14 protein-coding genes are annotated in these 16,162 nt (G+C 72.7%); 9 read left to right on the forward strand and 5 right to left on the reverse strand.

From position 1 onward, the window contains the following. Genes ACIBBB_RS10795 through ACIBBB_RS10805 form a run of 3 tightly spaced genes read left to right on the forward strand, consistent with a single transcriptional unit; the run spans nucleotide 1 to nucleotide 3,361 of the window. Nucleotides 1-1,041, forward strand: coding sequence for a carbohydrate ABC transporter permease (locus ACIBBB_RS10795; RefSeq protein WP_398980787.1), 1,041 nt, complete (start codon nucleotides 1-3; stop codon nucleotides 1,039-1,041). After that, nucleotides 1,038-1,904, forward strand: coding sequence for a carbohydrate ABC transporter permease (locus ACIBBB_RS10800; RefSeq protein ID WP_398980652.1), 867 nt, complete (start codon nucleotides 1,038-1,040; stop codon nucleotides 1,902-1,904). Before ACIBBB_RS10795 ends, ACIBBB_RS10800 begins: the two co-directional genes overlap by 4 nt. A 32-nt stretch (nucleotides 1,905-1,936) precedes the next feature. Beyond that, on the forward strand, nucleotides 1,937-3,361 hold the full coding sequence (locus ACIBBB_RS10805; protein WP_398980654.1) for a glycoside hydrolase family 1 protein: 1,425 nt from the start codon (nucleotides 1,937-1,939) through the stop codon (nucleotides 3,359-3,361). 384 nt (nucleotides 3,362-3,745) lie between these two features. On the opposite strand, the gene ACIBBB_RS10810 is transcribed toward ACIBBB_RS10805, so the two are convergent. Further along, on the reverse strand, nucleotides 3,746-5,131 hold the full coding sequence (locus ACIBBB_RS10810) for a sensor histidine kinase (protein WP_398980655.1): 1,386 nt from the start codon (nucleotides 5,129-5,131) through the stop codon (nucleotides 3,746-3,748). Then, entirely contained in the window at nucleotides 5,128-5,862 is a 735-nt protein-coding gene (locus ACIBBB_RS10815; RefSeq protein ID WP_398980656.1) for a response regulator transcription factor, read from the reverse strand. Before ACIBBB_RS10815 ends, ACIBBB_RS10810 begins: the two co-directional genes overlap by 4 nt. A gap of 143 nt (nucleotides 5,863-6,005) precedes the next feature. Between ACIBBB_RS10815 and ACIBBB_RS10820 the strand changes: the two genes are divergently transcribed. Further along, entirely contained in the window at nucleotides 6,006-6,557 is a 552-nt protein-coding gene (locus ACIBBB_RS10820) for a hypothetical protein (RefSeq protein ID WP_398980657.1), read from the forward strand. Nucleotides 6,558-6,579: 22 nt separating this feature from the next. On the opposite strand, the gene ACIBBB_RS10825 is transcribed toward ACIBBB_RS10820, so the two are convergent. After that, a complete protein-coding gene (locus ACIBBB_RS10825) occupies nucleotides 6,580-7,500 on the reverse strand; it encodes a spermidine synthase (RefSeq protein ID WP_398980658.1) in 921 nt (306 codons plus the stop codon). Nucleotides 7,501-7,765: 265 nt separating this feature from the next. Further along, the gene (locus ACIBBB_RS10830; protein WP_398980788.1) at nucleotides 7,766-8,215 is read right to left on the reverse strand and encodes a hypothetical protein; all 450 of its coding nucleotides are present in this window, start codon (nucleotides 8,213-8,215) and stop codon (nucleotides 7,766-7,768) included. Between the two features lie 281 nt (nucleotides 8,216-8,496). Between ACIBBB_RS10830 and ACIBBB_RS10835 the strand changes: the two genes are divergently transcribed. Continuing rightward, entirely contained in the window at nucleotides 8,497-9,876 is a 1,380-nt protein-coding gene (locus ACIBBB_RS10835) for a tetratricopeptide repeat protein (protein ID WP_398980659.1), read from the forward strand. A gap of 48 nt (nucleotides 9,877-9,924) precedes the next feature. On the opposite strand, the gene ACIBBB_RS10840 is transcribed toward ACIBBB_RS10835, so the two are convergent. After that, nucleotides 9,925-10,521, reverse strand: a complete 597-nt coding sequence (locus ACIBBB_RS10840; protein ID WP_398980660.1) for a histidine phosphatase family protein — start codon at nucleotides 10,519-10,521, stop codon at nucleotides 9,925-9,927. Nucleotides 10,522-10,755: 234 nt separating this feature from the next. Between ACIBBB_RS10840 and ACIBBB_RS10845 the strand changes: the two genes are divergently transcribed. Genes ACIBBB_RS10845 through ACIBBB_RS10860 form a run of 4 tightly spaced genes read left to right on the forward strand, consistent with a single transcriptional unit; the run spans nucleotide 10,756 to nucleotide 15,998 of the window. After that, on the forward strand, nucleotides 10,756-11,775 hold the full coding sequence (locus ACIBBB_RS10845) for a phosphatase PAP2 family protein (RefSeq protein ID WP_398980661.1): 1,020 nt from the start codon (nucleotides 10,756-10,758) through the stop codon (nucleotides 11,773-11,775). Further along, nucleotides 11,675-12,934, forward strand: a complete 1,260-nt coding sequence (locus ACIBBB_RS10850; RefSeq protein ID WP_398980662.1) for a hypothetical protein — start codon at nucleotides 11,675-11,677, stop codon at nucleotides 12,932-12,934. Before ACIBBB_RS10845 ends, ACIBBB_RS10850 begins: the two co-directional genes overlap by 101 nt. Next, the gene (locus ACIBBB_RS10855; protein WP_398980663.1) at nucleotides 12,925-14,646 is read left to right on the forward strand and encodes a hypothetical protein; all 1,722 of its coding nucleotides are present in this window, start codon (nucleotides 12,925-12,927) and stop codon (nucleotides 14,644-14,646) included. The genes ACIBBB_RS10850 and ACIBBB_RS10855 overlap by 10 nt, the downstream gene beginning before the upstream one ends. Continuing rightward, a complete protein-coding gene (locus ACIBBB_RS10860) occupies nucleotides 14,643-15,998 on the forward strand; it encodes an AAA domain-containing protein (RefSeq protein WP_398980664.1) in 1,356 nt (451 codons plus the stop codon). The genes ACIBBB_RS10855 and ACIBBB_RS10860 overlap by 4 nt, the downstream gene beginning before the upstream one ends. Nucleotides 15,999-16,162: the final 164 nt, after the last annotated feature.

A 16,162-nucleotide genomic window follows, 5' to 3' on the forward strand; every position in this document is an offset into this window, starting at 1 on the left:
ATGGCGGGTGTGGCGGGTGACGCGACCACGGCGGTCCCCTCCGAGCGGGAGGAGGGCCCCGCGGCGTATCCGGCGCCGCCCGGCGCCAAGGGCGGGGACCGGGATAGGCAAGAGCGCGACGAGCGCGAGCGGGAGCGGCGCCGGCGATGGCACCGCGGGGACCTGCGGTGGAGCCCGTACGCCTTCGTCGCCCCGTTCTTCCTCTTCTTCGCCGTCTTCGGGCTCTTTCCGCTGCTCTACACCGGCTGGGCCTCGCTGCACCGGGTCGAGCTCACCGCGCCCGACGACATGGAGTGGGTCGGGCTGCGCAACTTCTCGCGGCTGCTGCACGACGACTTCTTCTGGAACGCGCTCCAGAACACGGTGACCATCGGGCTGCTCTCGACCGTCCCGCAGTTGCTGATCGCGCTCGGCATCGCGCATCTGCTCAACTACCGGCTGCGCGGCTCGATGTTCTTCCGGGTGGCCGTCCTCACGCCGTACGCGACGAGTGTCGCGGCGGCCACGCTGGTCTTCGTGCTGCTCTTCGGCCGGGACCACGGAATGATCAACTGGGGTCTGGGGCTGGCCGGGTTCGACGCGGTCGACTGGCAGAACGGCACGTGGACGTCCCAACTGGCCGTCTCCACCATCGTCGTGTGGCGGTGGACGGGCTACAACGCGCTGATCTATCTGGCGGCGATGCAGTCGATCCCGCACGAGCTGTACGAGTCGGCCGCGCTCGACGGGGCCTCGCCACGCCAGCAGTTCCTGCACGTCACGATCCCGTCCCTGCGACCCACGATCCTCTTCACCTGCGTCGTCTCGACGATCGGCGCGACCCAGCTCTTCGGCGAGCCGCTGCTGTTCAACGGCGGCGCGGGCGCGACCGGCGGCTCCGACCACCAGTTCCAGACGCTGGGGCTCTATCTGTACGAGCAGGGCTGGGTGAATCTGCATCTCGGCCGGGCGTCGGCGATCGCCTGGTCGATGTTCCTGATCCTGCTGCTCATCGGCGCGGTGAACTGGCTCGTCGCCCGCCGGCTGCGGAGGAGCTCATGACGCCAAAGATCAGAAGCGCCACGACGCGACGCGGCGCCGGGCAGCACCGGCACGCGGGGCGGATCACGTACGCCGTACTGGCCCTGTTCGCCGCCGGCTCGCTGTTCCCGCTCCTGTGGACGGCGATCGCCGCGTCACGCAACACCACCCGGCTGGCACAGACTCCTCCGCCCTTCTGGTTCGGCGGCAACCTCGTCCGTAATCTCCGAATCGCCTGGACCGACGCCAACATGGGTACGGCCCTGGTCAACACGGTCCTGGTGGCGGGCACCGTGGCCGCCGGGACGGTCCTGTTCTCGACGCTCGCGGGCTTCGCCTTCGCCAAGCTCCGCTTCCGGTTCAAGAGCCTGCTTCTGCTGCTGGTGATCGGCACGATGATGGTGCCGCCGCAGCTCGGTGTCGTACCGCTGTACATGCTGATCGCCGAGCTGTCCTGGACCGACCGGCTCCAGGCCGTCGTCCTGCCCACCCTGGTCAGCGCGTTCGGGGTGTTCTTCATGCGGCAGTATCTGATCCAGGCGCTGCCGACCGAGCTGATCGAGGCGGCGCGGGTGGACGGCGCGAGCAGTTGGCGCGTCGTGTGGCACGTCGTCTTCCCGGCGGCGCGGCCGGCGATGGCCGTGCTGGGGATGCTGACCTTCGTGATGGCCTGGAACGATTTCTTCTGGCCGATCATCGCGCTCACGCAGAACGGCAACCCCACCGTGCAAGTGGCTCTCACCGGTCTCGGCCGCGGCTACATTCCCGACCAGTCGGTGATCATGGCAGGTGCCCTCCTCGGTACGCTGCCGCTCCTGCTGGCCTTCGTGATCTTCGGCAAGCATATTGTCGGTGGCATCATGACTGGTGCGGTCAAGGGCTGACCGCGCGTTTCTCCTCGACCCGGAGCGCACCCATGTCCCTCAGTTTTCCGTCCGACTTCATATGGGGCACCGCCACCGCCGCCTATCAGATCGAGGGCGGCGCGCGGGAGATCGGCCGTACCCCGTCGATCTGGGACACCTTCAGCCACACCCCCGGCAAGGTCGAGAACGGCGACACCGGTGACACCGCCGCCGACCACATCCACCGCCGGGCCGAGGACGTGCGCCTCATGGCGGACCTCGGTGTGAACGCGTACCGCTTCTCGGTCTCCTGGTCGCGCGTCCAGCCCATCGGGCGCGGGCCGGCCGTCCAGCGCGGTCTCGACTTCTACCGCAAGCTCGTCGACGACCTCCTGGAGCGTGGCATCCGGCCCGTCCTCACCCTCTACCACTGGGACCTGCCGCACGATCTGGAGACGGCGGGCGGCTGGCCGGTGCGCGAGACGGCGTTCAGATTCGCGGAGTACGCGCGCATCCTCGGCGACGCGCTCGGCGACCGCGTCGACCGCTGGGTGACCCTCAACGAGCCCTGGTGCAGCGCGTTTCTCGGGTACGCCTCCGGTGTGCACGCACCCGGCCGTACGGATCCGGTGCTCGCTCTGCGGGCCGCGCACCATCTCAACCTCGGCCACGGTCTCGCCACGCAGGCGCTGCGCACCGTGCTGCCCAGACGCGCCCAGGTGACCGTCTGCCACAACGCCGCGGCGATACGGGCCCGTTCGCAGTCGCCGGAGGACCTGGACGCGCGGCGCCGTATCGACGCGCTGGCGAACCGGATCTTCACCGGGCCGATGCTGGCGGGCGCGTACCCCGAGGACCTGTTCAAGGACACCGCACGGATCACCGACTGGTCGTTCGTGAAGGCCGACGACACGGCGACGATCAACCAGCCGCTGGACTGGCTGGGCATCAACTACTACACGCCGCACCTGGTGTCGGCCGCGACGGGCACCGGCGCGGACGCGTCACGCCGCGACAGCCACGGGCACGCGCACGGCGCGGGCGAGAAGTCCCCCTGGCCGGGCGCCGAGTCCGTGACGTTCCATCAGCCGCCGGGCGAGGTCACCGAGATGGGCTGGTCGGTCGATCCGACGGGGCTGTACGACGTGCTGATGCGCTACACCCGCGAGGCGCCGGAGGTGCCTCTGGTGATCACGGAGAACGGCGCGGCGTACGACGACAGGCCGGACGCGGAGGGCGTGGTGCACGACCCGGACCGCATCCGGTTCCTGCACGGGCACCTGTCGGCGGCGCACCGCGCGATGGCCGAGGGGGCGGACGTACGCGGCTACTTCCTCTGGTCGCTGCTGGACAACTTCGAGTGGGAGCGGGGCTACGGGAAGCGGTTCGGCGCGGTGCACGTCGACTACGAGACGCAGTCCCGTACACCGAAGTCCAGCGCCCGCTGGTACGCGCGGCTGACGGAGACGGGCGTGCTGCCCGACCCGTCGGCGTAGGGGGTGTTCTCGGGGCGCGCCCCGGCCGGGTGGGGGGCAGGGCGTGTTTCAGAAGTCCCGTCTGGCTCACGACGCCTGGCACGCACGCTCGCCGCGTTGTCGGAGTCTCCCAAGTACGCCCAGTACGAGGGCGATCCTCCGCCTTGCGATCGCACGCACCAGACGCCGTGAGCCCCGCCCTGCGGGCGGAACGACGCTACTTCTGAAACACGCCCTGGTGGCCGGCCGGGACGCGGTGGGGTGGCGACCGGTGGGGGACGGCAGCCGTGTGGCGGTTGGTGCGGTCTCGCGACAGCACGCTAGCCGCCCCGATTCGGACAAGGCGCCTATAGCGGGCGGGCGTTGGCGTTCTTGAGCTTCCCTTAAGGAACCATTGGGAGCGGATTAATGGTTGGCCCGCCGCCGCAGCCGGTGTCCGCGGCTCTCCCCGGCGGAGCGCGTGGCGCGCTGTCCGCCGAGTCCGATCCAGATCCGTACCTCCGTGCCGCCGAGCACGGAGCGCCCGATACGTACGTCTCCGCCGGTCGACTCGGCGACCCGGCGCACGATGTCGAGCCCCAGTCCCGTCGAGCCCTCGCCCGCCCCGCTGTTGCCCCGTACAAGAGCCGCCTCGGGGTCCGCGATCCCCGGGCCCGCGTCCGAGACGAGGACGATCACCGCGTCGTCGGCGTGGTGGACGTCGACCGCGAAGGCGGTGCCCTCCGGGGTGTGCCGGAAGACGTTGCCGAGCAACGCGTCCAGCGCGGCGGCCAGTTCGGGCCTCGCGACCGGGATCCGGGCCGGGCGGCCGACCCCGGCCAGCCGTACCTTCCGGCCCTCGTCCTCCGCCAGGGCCGACCAGAAGTCCATACGCTCGCGGATGACCTCGGAGACGTCGCAGCCCACGCCGGGCGTCGTCGCGCGGGTCTGCGGCTTGGCCTTGCGGGCGGTACGGATGATGGTGTCGACCTCGCGTTCCAGCTGCGCGACGGCCGCCCGCGTCTGGTCGGCCGCCGGACCCTCCCCCAGCGACGCGGCGTTGAGGCGCAGCACGGTGAGCGGTGTGCGCAGCCGGTGCGAGAGGTCGGCGGCCAGTTCCCTTTCGTTGGCGAGGAGTTGGACCACCTGGTCGGCCATCGAGTTGAAGGCGATCGCCGCCGACCGCAGCTCCGTCGGGCCCTTCTCCGGGACCCGCGCGCCGAGTCTGCCCTCCCCCAGTTCGTGGGCGGCGCCCGCAAGCCGCTGGGCGGGCTGGACCATCCGTACGCCGAGCCGGTCGGCGACGGCGACCGAGCCCACGATCAGCGCGACGCCCACGCCCGCGAGCACCAGCCAGGCGGTGGCGACACCGTTGGAGACCTCGTCCTCGGGGACGAACACCTCGATGATGGCGACCTTCCCGGTGGAGATCGCGATCGGCTGGAGGAGCGCGGAGCCGCCGCTGACCTCGGCGATGGAGGCCCTGCCGAGCCGCTCGGTGGCGAGCAGGTCTCTCTGCGCGGCCCGGCGGGTGCCGATCTCCATGGGCACGCTGCCCGGCTCGCCGGAGGCGGGCACATGGACGGCCAGCTGTCCCGTGTCACCGATGGGGCTGGACTGGACGGCCCATTCGAGCTGTTCGCGGCCCTGGGCGATGGAGAGCACGGGGCCGAGGGTCGCGGCCTGCCGTTCGGCGTTGGAGAAGGCCCGGTCCTTGGCCATCTCCTTGATGACGAGCCCGAGCGGTACGGCGAAGGCGAGCACGACCATCGCGGTCACCGCCAGCGAGACCCTGACCAGTGCCCACCTCATGACAAGGGCTCGTACGCGCCGGGGCCGGACGCGGACGCCCGAGGAGCCGGCGGCTCCAGCTTCACGCCGACGCCGCGCAGGGTGTGCAGATAGCGGGGCCGGGCCGCCGTCTCCCCCAACTTCCGCCGCAGCCAGGAGAGATGGACGTCGATGGTCTGGTCGTCGCCGTACGACTGCTGCCACACCTCGGCCAGCAGCTCCTTGCGCGCGACCACGACCCCCGGCCGGCCCGCGAGGAAGGCGAGCAGGTCGAACTCACGCCGAGTCAGATCCAGTCGCGCGCCGTCGAGTTCGGCCTGGCGGCGCAGCGGGTCGATGGCGAGACCGCCGACACGGATGACGCGCGAGGGCGGGTCCTCGGCGGCGGTCGCGCGCGAGCGGCGCAGCACGGCGGCCATCCGGGCGGAGAGATGCTCCACCGAGAAGGGTTTGGTGAGGTAGTCGTCGGCGCCGTCGTTCAACAGCCGTACGATCTCCGCCTCGTCGTCCCGCGCCGTGGCGATGATGACCGGCACGTCGGTGATCCCGCGCAGCATCTTCAGCGCCTCGGACCCGTCGAGATCGGGCAGCCCGAGGTCGAGGATAACCACGTCGAACCGGAAGTGGGCGACCTCACGCAGCGCCTCCAGGGCGGTGCCGACGCTCCGTACCGTGTGGGAGGCCTCGGTCAAGTGCCTGATGAGGGCGGAGCGCACGAACTGGTCGTCCTCGACCACGAGCACACTTGGCATGGGCGGCACCGTACGCCATCCGGGCGGCCTCGGGTCCGTCGTTCGGCAACGCGGACGGGAAAGCGGACGGCAACGCGGACGGAAGGACAGACGCGGGGCGGGTGGTGCAGTATGGCCCCGTGCGCAGAGGACTCGTACATGCCATGGCGTGGACGCTGGCGACCGGGGCGGCGGTCACGCTGTCCTGGTGGGGCGTGCACACCGTCGTGGTGGGCACGGTGTACGACCGGCCGCGGGCGCTGCCGATCACCGGGGAGAACGCGACGACGCAGCGCGCCCGGCCGCAGTCCTCGTCGACGCACCGCCCGCCGAGCCCGCCGCCCTCGCCCTCGCCCTCGTCCCCGGCGTCCGCGGCGTCCTCCCGGGCCCCGGACTCCTCGAAGACGCCTGACGACAAGCCGTCGGCGACCCCGCCCGCGGAGCCGAAGGAGCCGAGCAGGTCTTCGGACCCGGGCCCGGACCCCACGGCGGACGGCAATGTGAAGAGCTATCCGGTCGACGGCGGGCGGGTGGTCTTCGACCTCGGCCCCCACTCGGCCGAACTGGTCTCGGCGACGCCGGAGGCCGGCTGGCAGATGCAGGTGTGGAAGCAGGACTTCTGGATCCGGGTGACGTTCACACGGGACGACCGGGAGGTCTCGGTCTTCTGCACCTGGCACGACTCGGCGCCCCGGGTGCAGATCGACGAGCGGTAAGTCCCCTACGGCGCAGAGGCGTTCAGTCGAAGGAGCCGGCCGGGGGTACGGGTGAGGGCCTGGCGTTCGCGTCGGTGACGGGCGCCGCGCCGCCGGTGAAGTCCGTGAGGGACCGCCCGTGTTCGACCCGGCCCGGATGCGGGTCACCCGCGACCCGGCGCGTCAGCTCGGCGACCGGCAACTCCCGGTCGGACGCGAGGAGTACGGCGTTGCCGAAGCGCCGGCCGCGCAGCACCGCCGGGTCGGCGGCGAGCGCCAGCTCCGGGAAGACGGTGGCGGCCGTGGCGATCTGGGACCGCAGATGCGCGAGCGGGGGCCCGTCGGCGAGGTTGGCCGCGTAGCCGCCGCCGGACCTGAGCACGCGCCGTACGTCGGCGAGGAATTCGGCGCTGGTGAGATGCGCCGGGGTGCGGGCTCCGTCGAAGACGTCCGTGATCACCAGGTCCGCCCAGTCGTCGGGCATCTTGGCGAGCCCGGCCCGCGCGTCGGTGGAGCGGACCCGGATCCGGGCGCCCGGGTCCAGTGGGAGTTCCCTGCGCACGAGTTGGATCAGCGGCGCGTCGAGCTCCACGATCCGCTGGGTGGAGCGGGGGCGGGTCGCCGCGACGTAACGCGCGAGAGTGAAGGCGCCACCGCCGAGGTGCGCGACGTGCAGCGGCCGGCCCGTGGGCGCGACGAGATCGGCGAAGTGACCGAGCCTGCGCTGATAGGAGAAGGAGAGATGCGCCGGGTCGGCGAGATCGACATGTGACTGCGGGGCGCCGTCGATCAGCAGCGTCCAGGCACGGGAGCGTTCGCGGTCGGGCACCAGCTCGGCGAGACCGCCGTCGACCGGCTCGGTGACGCTCTCGGATCCAGCTCCCGGTCCGGCCCCGGCTCCGGCCCCGGCTCCGGCGACACCTCGTCCACGTCGCCTGTTCTTCGCCGCCGGTTTCTTCGCCACCGGTCCATTATCGCCCGGCGGCGGTCACCGGCCTTCGCGCAGGGGCCTCGCGCACGGGCCCTCGCGCACCCGTCTTCGCTAGGGTCTGTCGTTTGGATCAGGCTGGATCAGGGGGCGCCCGCCGCGGCAGCGGCTGATGTCCCGGTGGGCGCCGTGGATCGCAAGGCGGAGGAGGGGAGGCATGGCGGAGCCATGCCGACCGACGACAACGCGGCGAGGTGCGGCACCAGGGCCCGCGAGCCCGGCCTGACCCAAACGACAGGCCCTAGCGGTGGCCGTCCGCGGCCTCGATCAGCCGGGCCGCCTCGCCGAGGGCCTCGCGCAGCACCGCCGGGTCCGTGACCTCCCCGGTCCCGGAGTCCGGCGGCAGCAGCCACGCGCCGCCGATGACGGGCGGCTCGGCCGGGATACGCAGCCCCCGGCCGGCCGTCTCCGTACACGCGCTGCCGGGCAGGTCCCAGCACGCCGCCGTGCCGGGCGGCACCAGGAACCCGAGGTTGTCGCAGTTGACGTCGAGGAGCACGGGCCCCACCGAAGGAGCCTCGCCCGCGCCGCGGCGCAGGATGTCGACGGCCTCCAGCCCCTGCCGGGCCGGCACGGTCACCAGGTCGCAGGGCCCGCCGTGGTCCTTGGCGGTGTCACCGGGCGGCGACTCGCTCGCCTCGGCGGTGGGCGTGTGCTGAGCAGTCGTCCATGAGCTGTCACCGGTCTTCATACCGACCTCCAACTCCAACAAGGGAACCCTCCTCGTCGAGTGCGGACACGTGGCGCGTCTGCGCGTGGTTCAACGCGTCGCGGCGTCAACAGCTACGGCGGCAGTCCGCCGCAAAGGGTGGCAGTTCATGGCAGATCGTGGGTGAGATATCCGGTTTGTAGCCAAACACTGCGTAGGCAACTCGTCACAACCGGTACGTTCTTGGACGCCGGAGCGCCGGAAACCCGGTCAGCAGGTGGACCGGCACGCAGGACCAAGGTGTTCCAAGGGAGGTCTCGGCCATGGTGTCGACCCGGGCAGTTCCCAATCTCACCTTCCGCCGGCTGCGCGGCCGTCGCTCGCCGGGGGAGTTCGCGGCGGCGGTGCGCAGGGCCGCCCGGGAGATCGGTGAACAAGTCGCTTGCGACGCACGCTATATCGGAAGGGTGGAGGCCGGCGAGATCCGCTGTCCCAACTACGCGTACGAGCGCGTCTTCCTCCACATGTTCCCCGGCCTCACCCTGGCCGACCTGGGCTTCTCGGCGCGCGAGAGCGTGCGCGGCCGGGCGTCCAGAGCCACGGCCGACGCCGCTCCGGCGCAGGTCGCCCTCCCCAACCCGACCCCGATGTACAGCGACACAGGTGACATCAGCGAGGAGAGCGACGTGCGGCGTCGCGCATTCATGACCGGCGGCACGGCCTCGGTGGCGGCCGCCTCTTTCGGCATCGGCGCCGCCCCCACGGCCGCCGTTCCCGGCCCCCGGCGGGTGGGTGAGGCCGAGGTGAGCGCCCTGGAGGAGGCGGTGCGCCGGATCCGGCTGCTGGACGACCGGCACGGCGCCGACGGGCTGTACCGGCGGGCGGCGCAGCCGCTGCGGACGGCGTACGCGCTCCTCGACGCGGGCACCGCCACGCGCGGCGCGACGGCCGGCCGGCTGCACGCGAGCGCGGGCGAACTCGCGATCTCGGTGGGGTGGCTGGCGCACGACTCGGGCCGCTTCGACGACGCGCGTTCGCATTACGCGGAGGCGCTGGCGACCGCACGGGTCGCCAATGACCCGGGAGTTGAGGCGCACGCGTTCTGCAACACCTCGTTCCTGGCGAGGGACGCGGGCAGGCACCGCGAGGCGGTACGCGCGGCGCAGGCCGGCCGGCGCGCGGCCCGGGACCTCGGCTCGCCGCGGCTGCTGTCCCTCCTCGCGCTGCGCGAGGCGGGCGGCTGGGCCGGGCTCGGGGACCGTACGGACTGCGAGCAGTCGCTCGGCCAGGCGCACACGCTCTTCGAGCGCGGTCCCTCGGACAGTGATCCGGAGTGGATGTCGTTCTTCGGCGAGCCCGAGCTGGAAGCGCTGGAGGCGCAGTGCCGCGCGGCGCTGGGCGACTGGTCGGCGGCGACCCGGCACGCGTACCGGGCCACGGTCCTCCAGGACCCGCACTTCACCCGTAATCTCGCGCTCTACCGGGCGGAGTTGGCCGTGGACCTGGCGCGCTCGGGCTCCCTCGACGAGGCCGCCGCCGCCGGGCACCGGGTGCTCGACCTGATGGACGAGGTCCAGTCGTCCCGTATCCAGGGCATGCTCGCGGGCATGGTGCGGGTGCTGCTGCCCAGACGGCGTACGGCGGAGGTCGGCGCCTTCCTGGACCGCCACGCGTCGACGGCGGCGACGGCGCACCGGGCCTGACGAATCCGGTCCGGCGCGCGGGCGGACGGCGAGCGGGGGACGGCGGGTTCAAATCGCGAGATGCCCCGTGTCGTTCCAGATGTCGATCGCGGGCGCCCCGTACGCCCAGTCCAGGACGGACAGCGACGTCGGCGCCAGCCGGATCCGGGACGCGAAGGACAGGTCCTCCCCCAGCCAGCGCGCGCCGATCGCGCGCAGGATGTGGCCGTGCGCGAAGACCAGCACGTCACGGTCGGCCGAGCGCGCCCAGTCGACGACCTCGTCGGCGCGGGCGGCGACCTCGGCCAGGGTCTCGCCGTCGGGGACCCCGTCGCGCCAGATGAACCAGCCCGGACGCACCCCCTGGATCTCCGCCGGGGTCATGCCCTCGTACGCGCCGTAGTCGAACTCCATCAACGCGTCCCAGGGCCGCGCCCGTCCGGCGAACCCGGCGAGTTCGCAGGTGTCGCTCGCGCGCAGCAGCGGGCTGGTGCGGATCTCCGCGTCGGCCAGACCCGACCACGGCTCTCGGTGCAGCCGCTCCCCCAGCAGCTTCGCGCCGCGCCTGCCCTCGTCGAGCAGAGGGACATCCGTCCTGCCGGTGTGCCTGCCGGACAGCGACCACGCCGTCTGACCGTGCCGGGCGAGGAGGATGCGCGAGGCCATGGAAACTCTCCCTGAGGTTCACAACAGGTGCCCTCACATCATCCCGCACCTGAACACCGGGCAACCTTCGGGACGATCCCCGCGTCCCCCTGATCAGCCGACGATCACGTCGCGGGGCGTTTCTGTCGACGCACGAGGGTTCGCGGGGGGACCCCTCGCACGCGCACGATCGCCTACACCGTACGGTTGAACGTCGGCGAAAGGCCGCGTAAAAGCATGAGGGAGAGCGTTCGGATGCGGCAGACCGACCATGCGCGCACCGCCCACCGGCCCCGCTGGTGGGCCGAACTGCTGCTGCTGGCGGTGCTGTACGGGGCGTACTCGGCAGGTCGGGTCATGGTGCGTGGGGACGTGTCGACGGCGGTCGACCACGGTCTGGCGATCCTCCGAATAGAGAAGGCGTTCTTCCTGAACGCCGAACATCCGCTCAACCGTCTCTTCACGGACACCCCGGCCCTGGGGATACCCGCCGACTTCATGTACGCCTCGCTGCACTACCTCGTCACACCCGCCGTACTGATCTGGCTCTTCCGGCGCCGCCCCGCGCACTACCGGGCGGCCCGCACCTGGCTGATGGCCTCCACCCTGCTCGGCCTGGTCGGTTTCACCCTCCTGCCGACCTGCCCGCCCCGGCTGCTCGACGCCAGTTACGGTTTCGTCGACACGATGGCGCAATACAGCTCGTACGGCTGGTGGGGCACCGAGGCGAGCGCGCCGCGCGGGCTCGGCGCGATGACCAACCAGTACGCCGCGATGCCCAGCCTGCACGTCGGCTGGGCGCTGTGGTGCGGGATTCTGCTGTGGCGGCACGGGAAGGCGCCGCTGCTGCGGTTCATAGGCGCGCTCTATCCGCTGGTCACCGTGATCGTGGTGATGGGGACGGCGAACCACTACTTCCTCGACGCGGTCGCCGGCGGCGCCGTGATGGCGGCGGGCGCGATGCTGACCGGGCCCGTGCTGCGGGCCGCCGACCGGGGGTGGGCGCGCGCGACCGGCCGGTACGCGTTCGTCGGCAGGCTGGTGCGGGTGGCGGCGTCCGACGAACGGCTCTCGTCGAAGGGCGGTTCCGTCGCGGTCGCGAAGATCTCGGCGAACTCCCCGGTCGACCCGGTCAAGTCCACGAATGTCAGTGACGGATGCGAGACTTCCGCGGGTGAGCGAATCCCCGGGCAGCGCACCCGCACCAACAGCAGCACCGGCAACCCCGGCGGTACCGGAGCCGCGACCGGCGACGCTCCGGCAGCGGCTCGCTGAGCTGCGCGGACCGGACGTCGCGCCGCATCCGCTGGACGCCCGCGCGCTGGCCGCTCTCGCCGCCAACCCCGGCTGTGGACGCCGGGCGCTGCTGGACGGCGCCGGGGTCGACAAGACCGCGCTCGCGGCGGCGCTCGGCTCCCCCGCTCCGTTCGGGCAGTCACAGTTCGCTTTCATGCGGGGCAACGCCTTCGAGGCGCGCGTCAAGGCCGACGGCGGTACGGAGCTGCTGCGGCTGCTGCACGAGCGGATGGGCGCGGGGACGCGGCCGCCCGTGCCCGGTGAGGTGCTCGTCCCCGACCTGACGGCGGCCGGTCCCGAGGGACGCGTCGCGCGTACGGCGCTGGCGCTGCGCGAGGCGACCGGCGCGGCCGGTGGGTCCGCCGCGTGGACGCTGCTCGTGCACCCGCTGCTCGCGCTGGAGGTGGCGGGCTCGCCCGCCTATCTGGAGCCGGACGCCGTGGTGGTGCGTCCGGACGGCCGGTGGATCGTCGTGGAGATCAAGTCCTTCCCGATGATCGACAGTTCGGCCGATCCGTCGAAGGTGGGCGCGGCCGCGCGGCAGGCCGCCGTGTACGTGCTGGCCCTGGAGCGGGTCGCCGCGCGCGTGAGGGGCGCCCGGGTGGACCACTCGGTGCTGCTGGTCTGTCCCAGGGACTTCTCCAACCTGCCGACCGCCTCGGTCGTGGACGTACGCAAGCAATTGTCGGTGACGCGGCGGCAGCTGACCCGACTCGCCAGGATCGAGGACCTCGCGGCGTCCCTGCCCGAGGGCACCAGTTTCGATCTGGAGCGGTGCTCGCCGGCGGAGCTGACGGCGGCGGTCGACGCGGTGTCGGCGGCGTACGCGCCCGAGTGTCTGGCCGCGTGCGAGCTGGCCTTCCACTGCCGGGGCCAGGCCCGCTCGGCCGGCGCGGTGGAGGCGCTGGGGCGGGGGGTACGGGGCGAGTTGGGCGGCCTGACGACGGTCGGGGCGGTACTGGGCGCGGCGCGCGGCGAGAGCGCGCCGGGGGTCGCCGACGACGACCCGACGGTCGTGGCGCTGCGCAGGGCCGCCGCGCTCCGCGCCGAGGCGCTGGCGTCGGTCCCGGAGGGCCGGGAGTCCGTCCCGGAGAGCCTGGAGTCCGTCCCGGAAGGCGCGGTCGCCGGATGTCGCTGATCAACACCCTGGCCCGGCTGGAGGCGGTGGAGTCCGGGCGCGCGCAGCCGCTGACCACCGTGCGTCACCGGCGGCTGTCGGAGCGCCCGCTGGTCTTCGTCCCGCTCACGACGGCCGGAGAGGCCGGTGCCCCGCTCGGCGCGCTCGTCGGTACGGACCGGGAGTCGCCCCGTCTGCTGACCGTGGCGCAGCCGCGCGACCGCGATCTGCGGTTCACGTTCCTCGCCGACCTGGCGGAGGTGCTGCTGCCGTATCTGGACGCCTACGCGGACGATGTCGAGCCCGCCGAACGCAACGAGACCGACCCGGAGACGGGCAAGCGCGTCAAGGTCGAGGTCGATCTCTGCGTGGACGCGCCGCAGTTGATCGTGCCGAACCGGCCGGGCATCGACTTCGTACGGCTGCTCGGTCGTTCGATGCGGTTCCGGCGTACGGCGGAGCAGGACCCGGACACGCCGTATCCGGCGCCCGCGCGCGTGCCGCTGCTGGGCCGCTGGCTGACGCACTACGGCGAGCGGGCGCGGGTGCCGGGGTCGTCGCTGCTGCTGGCTGCGACCGATCTGCTCAACAGACACTGGGCGACCGGGCAGTCCAACCTGGAGGACCAGCATCTCGGCGCGCTGCTGGCCTGGATCGATCCGCCGGACGGCGGATCGGGCCGGGACGCCGCGCTCCGGGCGGAGACGGACCGGGACCGCCGTGGGCAGTTGCTCTGCCCTCCCGCGGGCCCGGCCACGGACCCGGCGTTCGACAACAGGCTGCTTGCGCCGGCGATCGACGAGTACGACCGGGCCCGTCAGTCGCTCGGGGCCGCCGAGGACGGTCCGGGCGCGGACGAGCAGCTGGGCCGGCTGACCAGGGCCGAGCGGGAGATCCGGGCGCTGCTGGCGAGCCAGGCGCGGCCGACGTGGGACGCGGTGTGGCGGGGGCTGGACCTGTTGCGGGAGCTGCCGGAGGGGGCGCGGGTGGCCGATCGCTGGACGCGCGACCGCTGGTCGTTCACGGGCCACCGCGACCGGGTGCGGTCCGGTGAACCGCCGCAGCCCCGGCACGACGACGCGGTGACGGCGGCGCAGAAGCTGGCCTCGCGGGAGACGGCACAGGCGCGGTTGGAGGCGCAGGAGGCGCTGGACGACCCGCTGGTGCTGGCCGCTCGCAGGCTCTCCGGCGAGGCGTTCATCGGGGAGGTGACGGACGTGGTGATGGCGTACAGCGAGAGCAAACGGCCGAGCCCGCGCCCCCTGATCACGCTGTACACCGAGGACCGCCCGCAGCTCGGTGAGCGCACGAAGGTCTACCGGTCGCTGGACGGCAAGCCGCAGTCGGCCGAGTTCGTCGGCTGGGAGCCTGACGGGCACGGCGTACTGGTGGTGCGGCTGACGGACCGGATGGGCCGTGGCAGGGAACCCGCCGAGGGGTCGGTTCCGGAGAAGGGCGAGCGGATCGCCTGGACCCTGTTCGAACACGACCAGCGCGGTGGCCCGAAGCTGCCGTCGACGGAGGAGACGCCGTGGACGCACGGGGGACCGCCGGGGGCGGAGGGTGCCGGGGCCGCGCCCGCCGCGGGGCCCGTTGCCGGTGACGCCGACGCGGCCGGTCCCGTCCTCGGAGCCGTACACCTTCCTGAATCCCGTACGTCCGCCGACGACGCGCCCCCGCCGTCACTCCCGCTCCCCCTTCCCGACCCGGTGACCGAGGAAGACTTCCTGTGACCGCCACAACCGCATCCGACCGGGCGGGTTTCGACCCCGGCGCCGAGGCCGCGCGGGCCACCGAGGCGATCCTGTACGACACGCTGCACGGCGCGTACAGGGGCGTGGTCGTCGATTCGCCGCCCGGCGCCGGGAAGTCGACGCTCGTGGTGCGTGCCGCGCTCGAACTGGCCTCGGCGGGGCGGCCGTTGATGGTCGTCGCGCAGACCAACGCGCAGGTGGACGATCTTGTCTCGCGGCTCGCGGAGAAGGCGCCCGACCTGCCCGTGGGCCGCCTGCACAGCAACGACCCGGATCCGTACGACCCGTCGCTCAACGAGCTGCCGTGCGTGCGGAAGTCGGCGAAGGCGGCCGATCTCGCGGGCCTGGACGTCGTGGTGTCCACGGCCGCCAAGTGGGCGCATGTGCAGGGCGTCGAGCCGTGGCGGCACGCGATCGTGGACGAGGCGTACCAGATGCGTTCGGACGCGCTGCTCGCCGTCGCGGGACTCTTCGAACGGGCGCTGTTCGTGGGCGACCCGGGGCAGTTGGACCCGTTCAGCGTGGTGGGCGCGGACCAGTGGGCGGGGCTGTCGTACGACCCGTCGGCGAGCGCGGTCTCCACCCTTCTCGCGCACAACCCCGAACTGCCGCAGCACCGGCTCCCGGTGTCCTGGCGGCTGCCCGCGTCGGCGGCGCCGCTGGTGTCGGACGCGTTTTACCCGTACACGCCGTTCCGCAGCGGTACGGGCCCGGCGGACCGGCGGCTCACGTTCGCGGTCCCCTCCGACGGGTCGGGCCCGGACCGGGTGGTGGACGAGGCGGCGGCGTCCGGCTGGGGCCTGCTGGAGCTGCCCGCGCGGCGTACGCCCCGTACGGACCCCGAGGCGGTGTCGGCGGTGGCGCTGGTGGTGCGCCGACTGCTGGACCGGGGCGGGGCGACGGCGGGCGAGCGCGGCCCGGGAGCCGCGCCGCTGACGGCCGACCGCGTCGCCGTCGGCACGGCGCACCGCGACCAGGCGGCGGCGATCCGCGCGGCGCTCGCGGAGCTGGGCGTGACGGGGGTGGCCGTGGACACGGCGAACCGTCTCCAGGGCCGTGAGTTCGACGTCACGGTCGTCCTGCACCCGCTCTCGGGCCGCCCGGACGCGACGGCGTTCCATCTGGAGACGGGTCGCCTGTGCGTGCTCACCTCCCGCCACCGCCACGCCTGCATCGTGGTCTGCCGCGCGGGCGTCCCGGAACTACTCGACGAGCACCCGTCCACGGAGCCGGTCCAGCTGGGCGTCACGATCAAGTTCCCCGATGGCTGGGAGGCGAACCACGCGGTCCTCTCCCACCTCACGGAACACCGCGTGCCCTGGCAACCCTGAAGCGACCCCCCGGGACCCGAACGCCGGACGGAGTCCGGCACGCCGCCGGAGGCGGCAAACAGACACAGCCCCGATGGCTGGGAGGCGAACCACGCGGTCCTCTCCCACCTCACGGAACACCGCGTGCCCTGGCAACCCTGAAGCGACCCCCCGGGACCCGAACG

The sequence above is a fragment of the Streptomyces sp. NPDC051217 genome (assembly GCF_044455465.1).
In the GTDB taxonomy this organism is placed as follows: Bacteria; Actinomycetota; Actinomycetes; order Streptomycetales; family Streptomycetaceae; genus Streptomyces.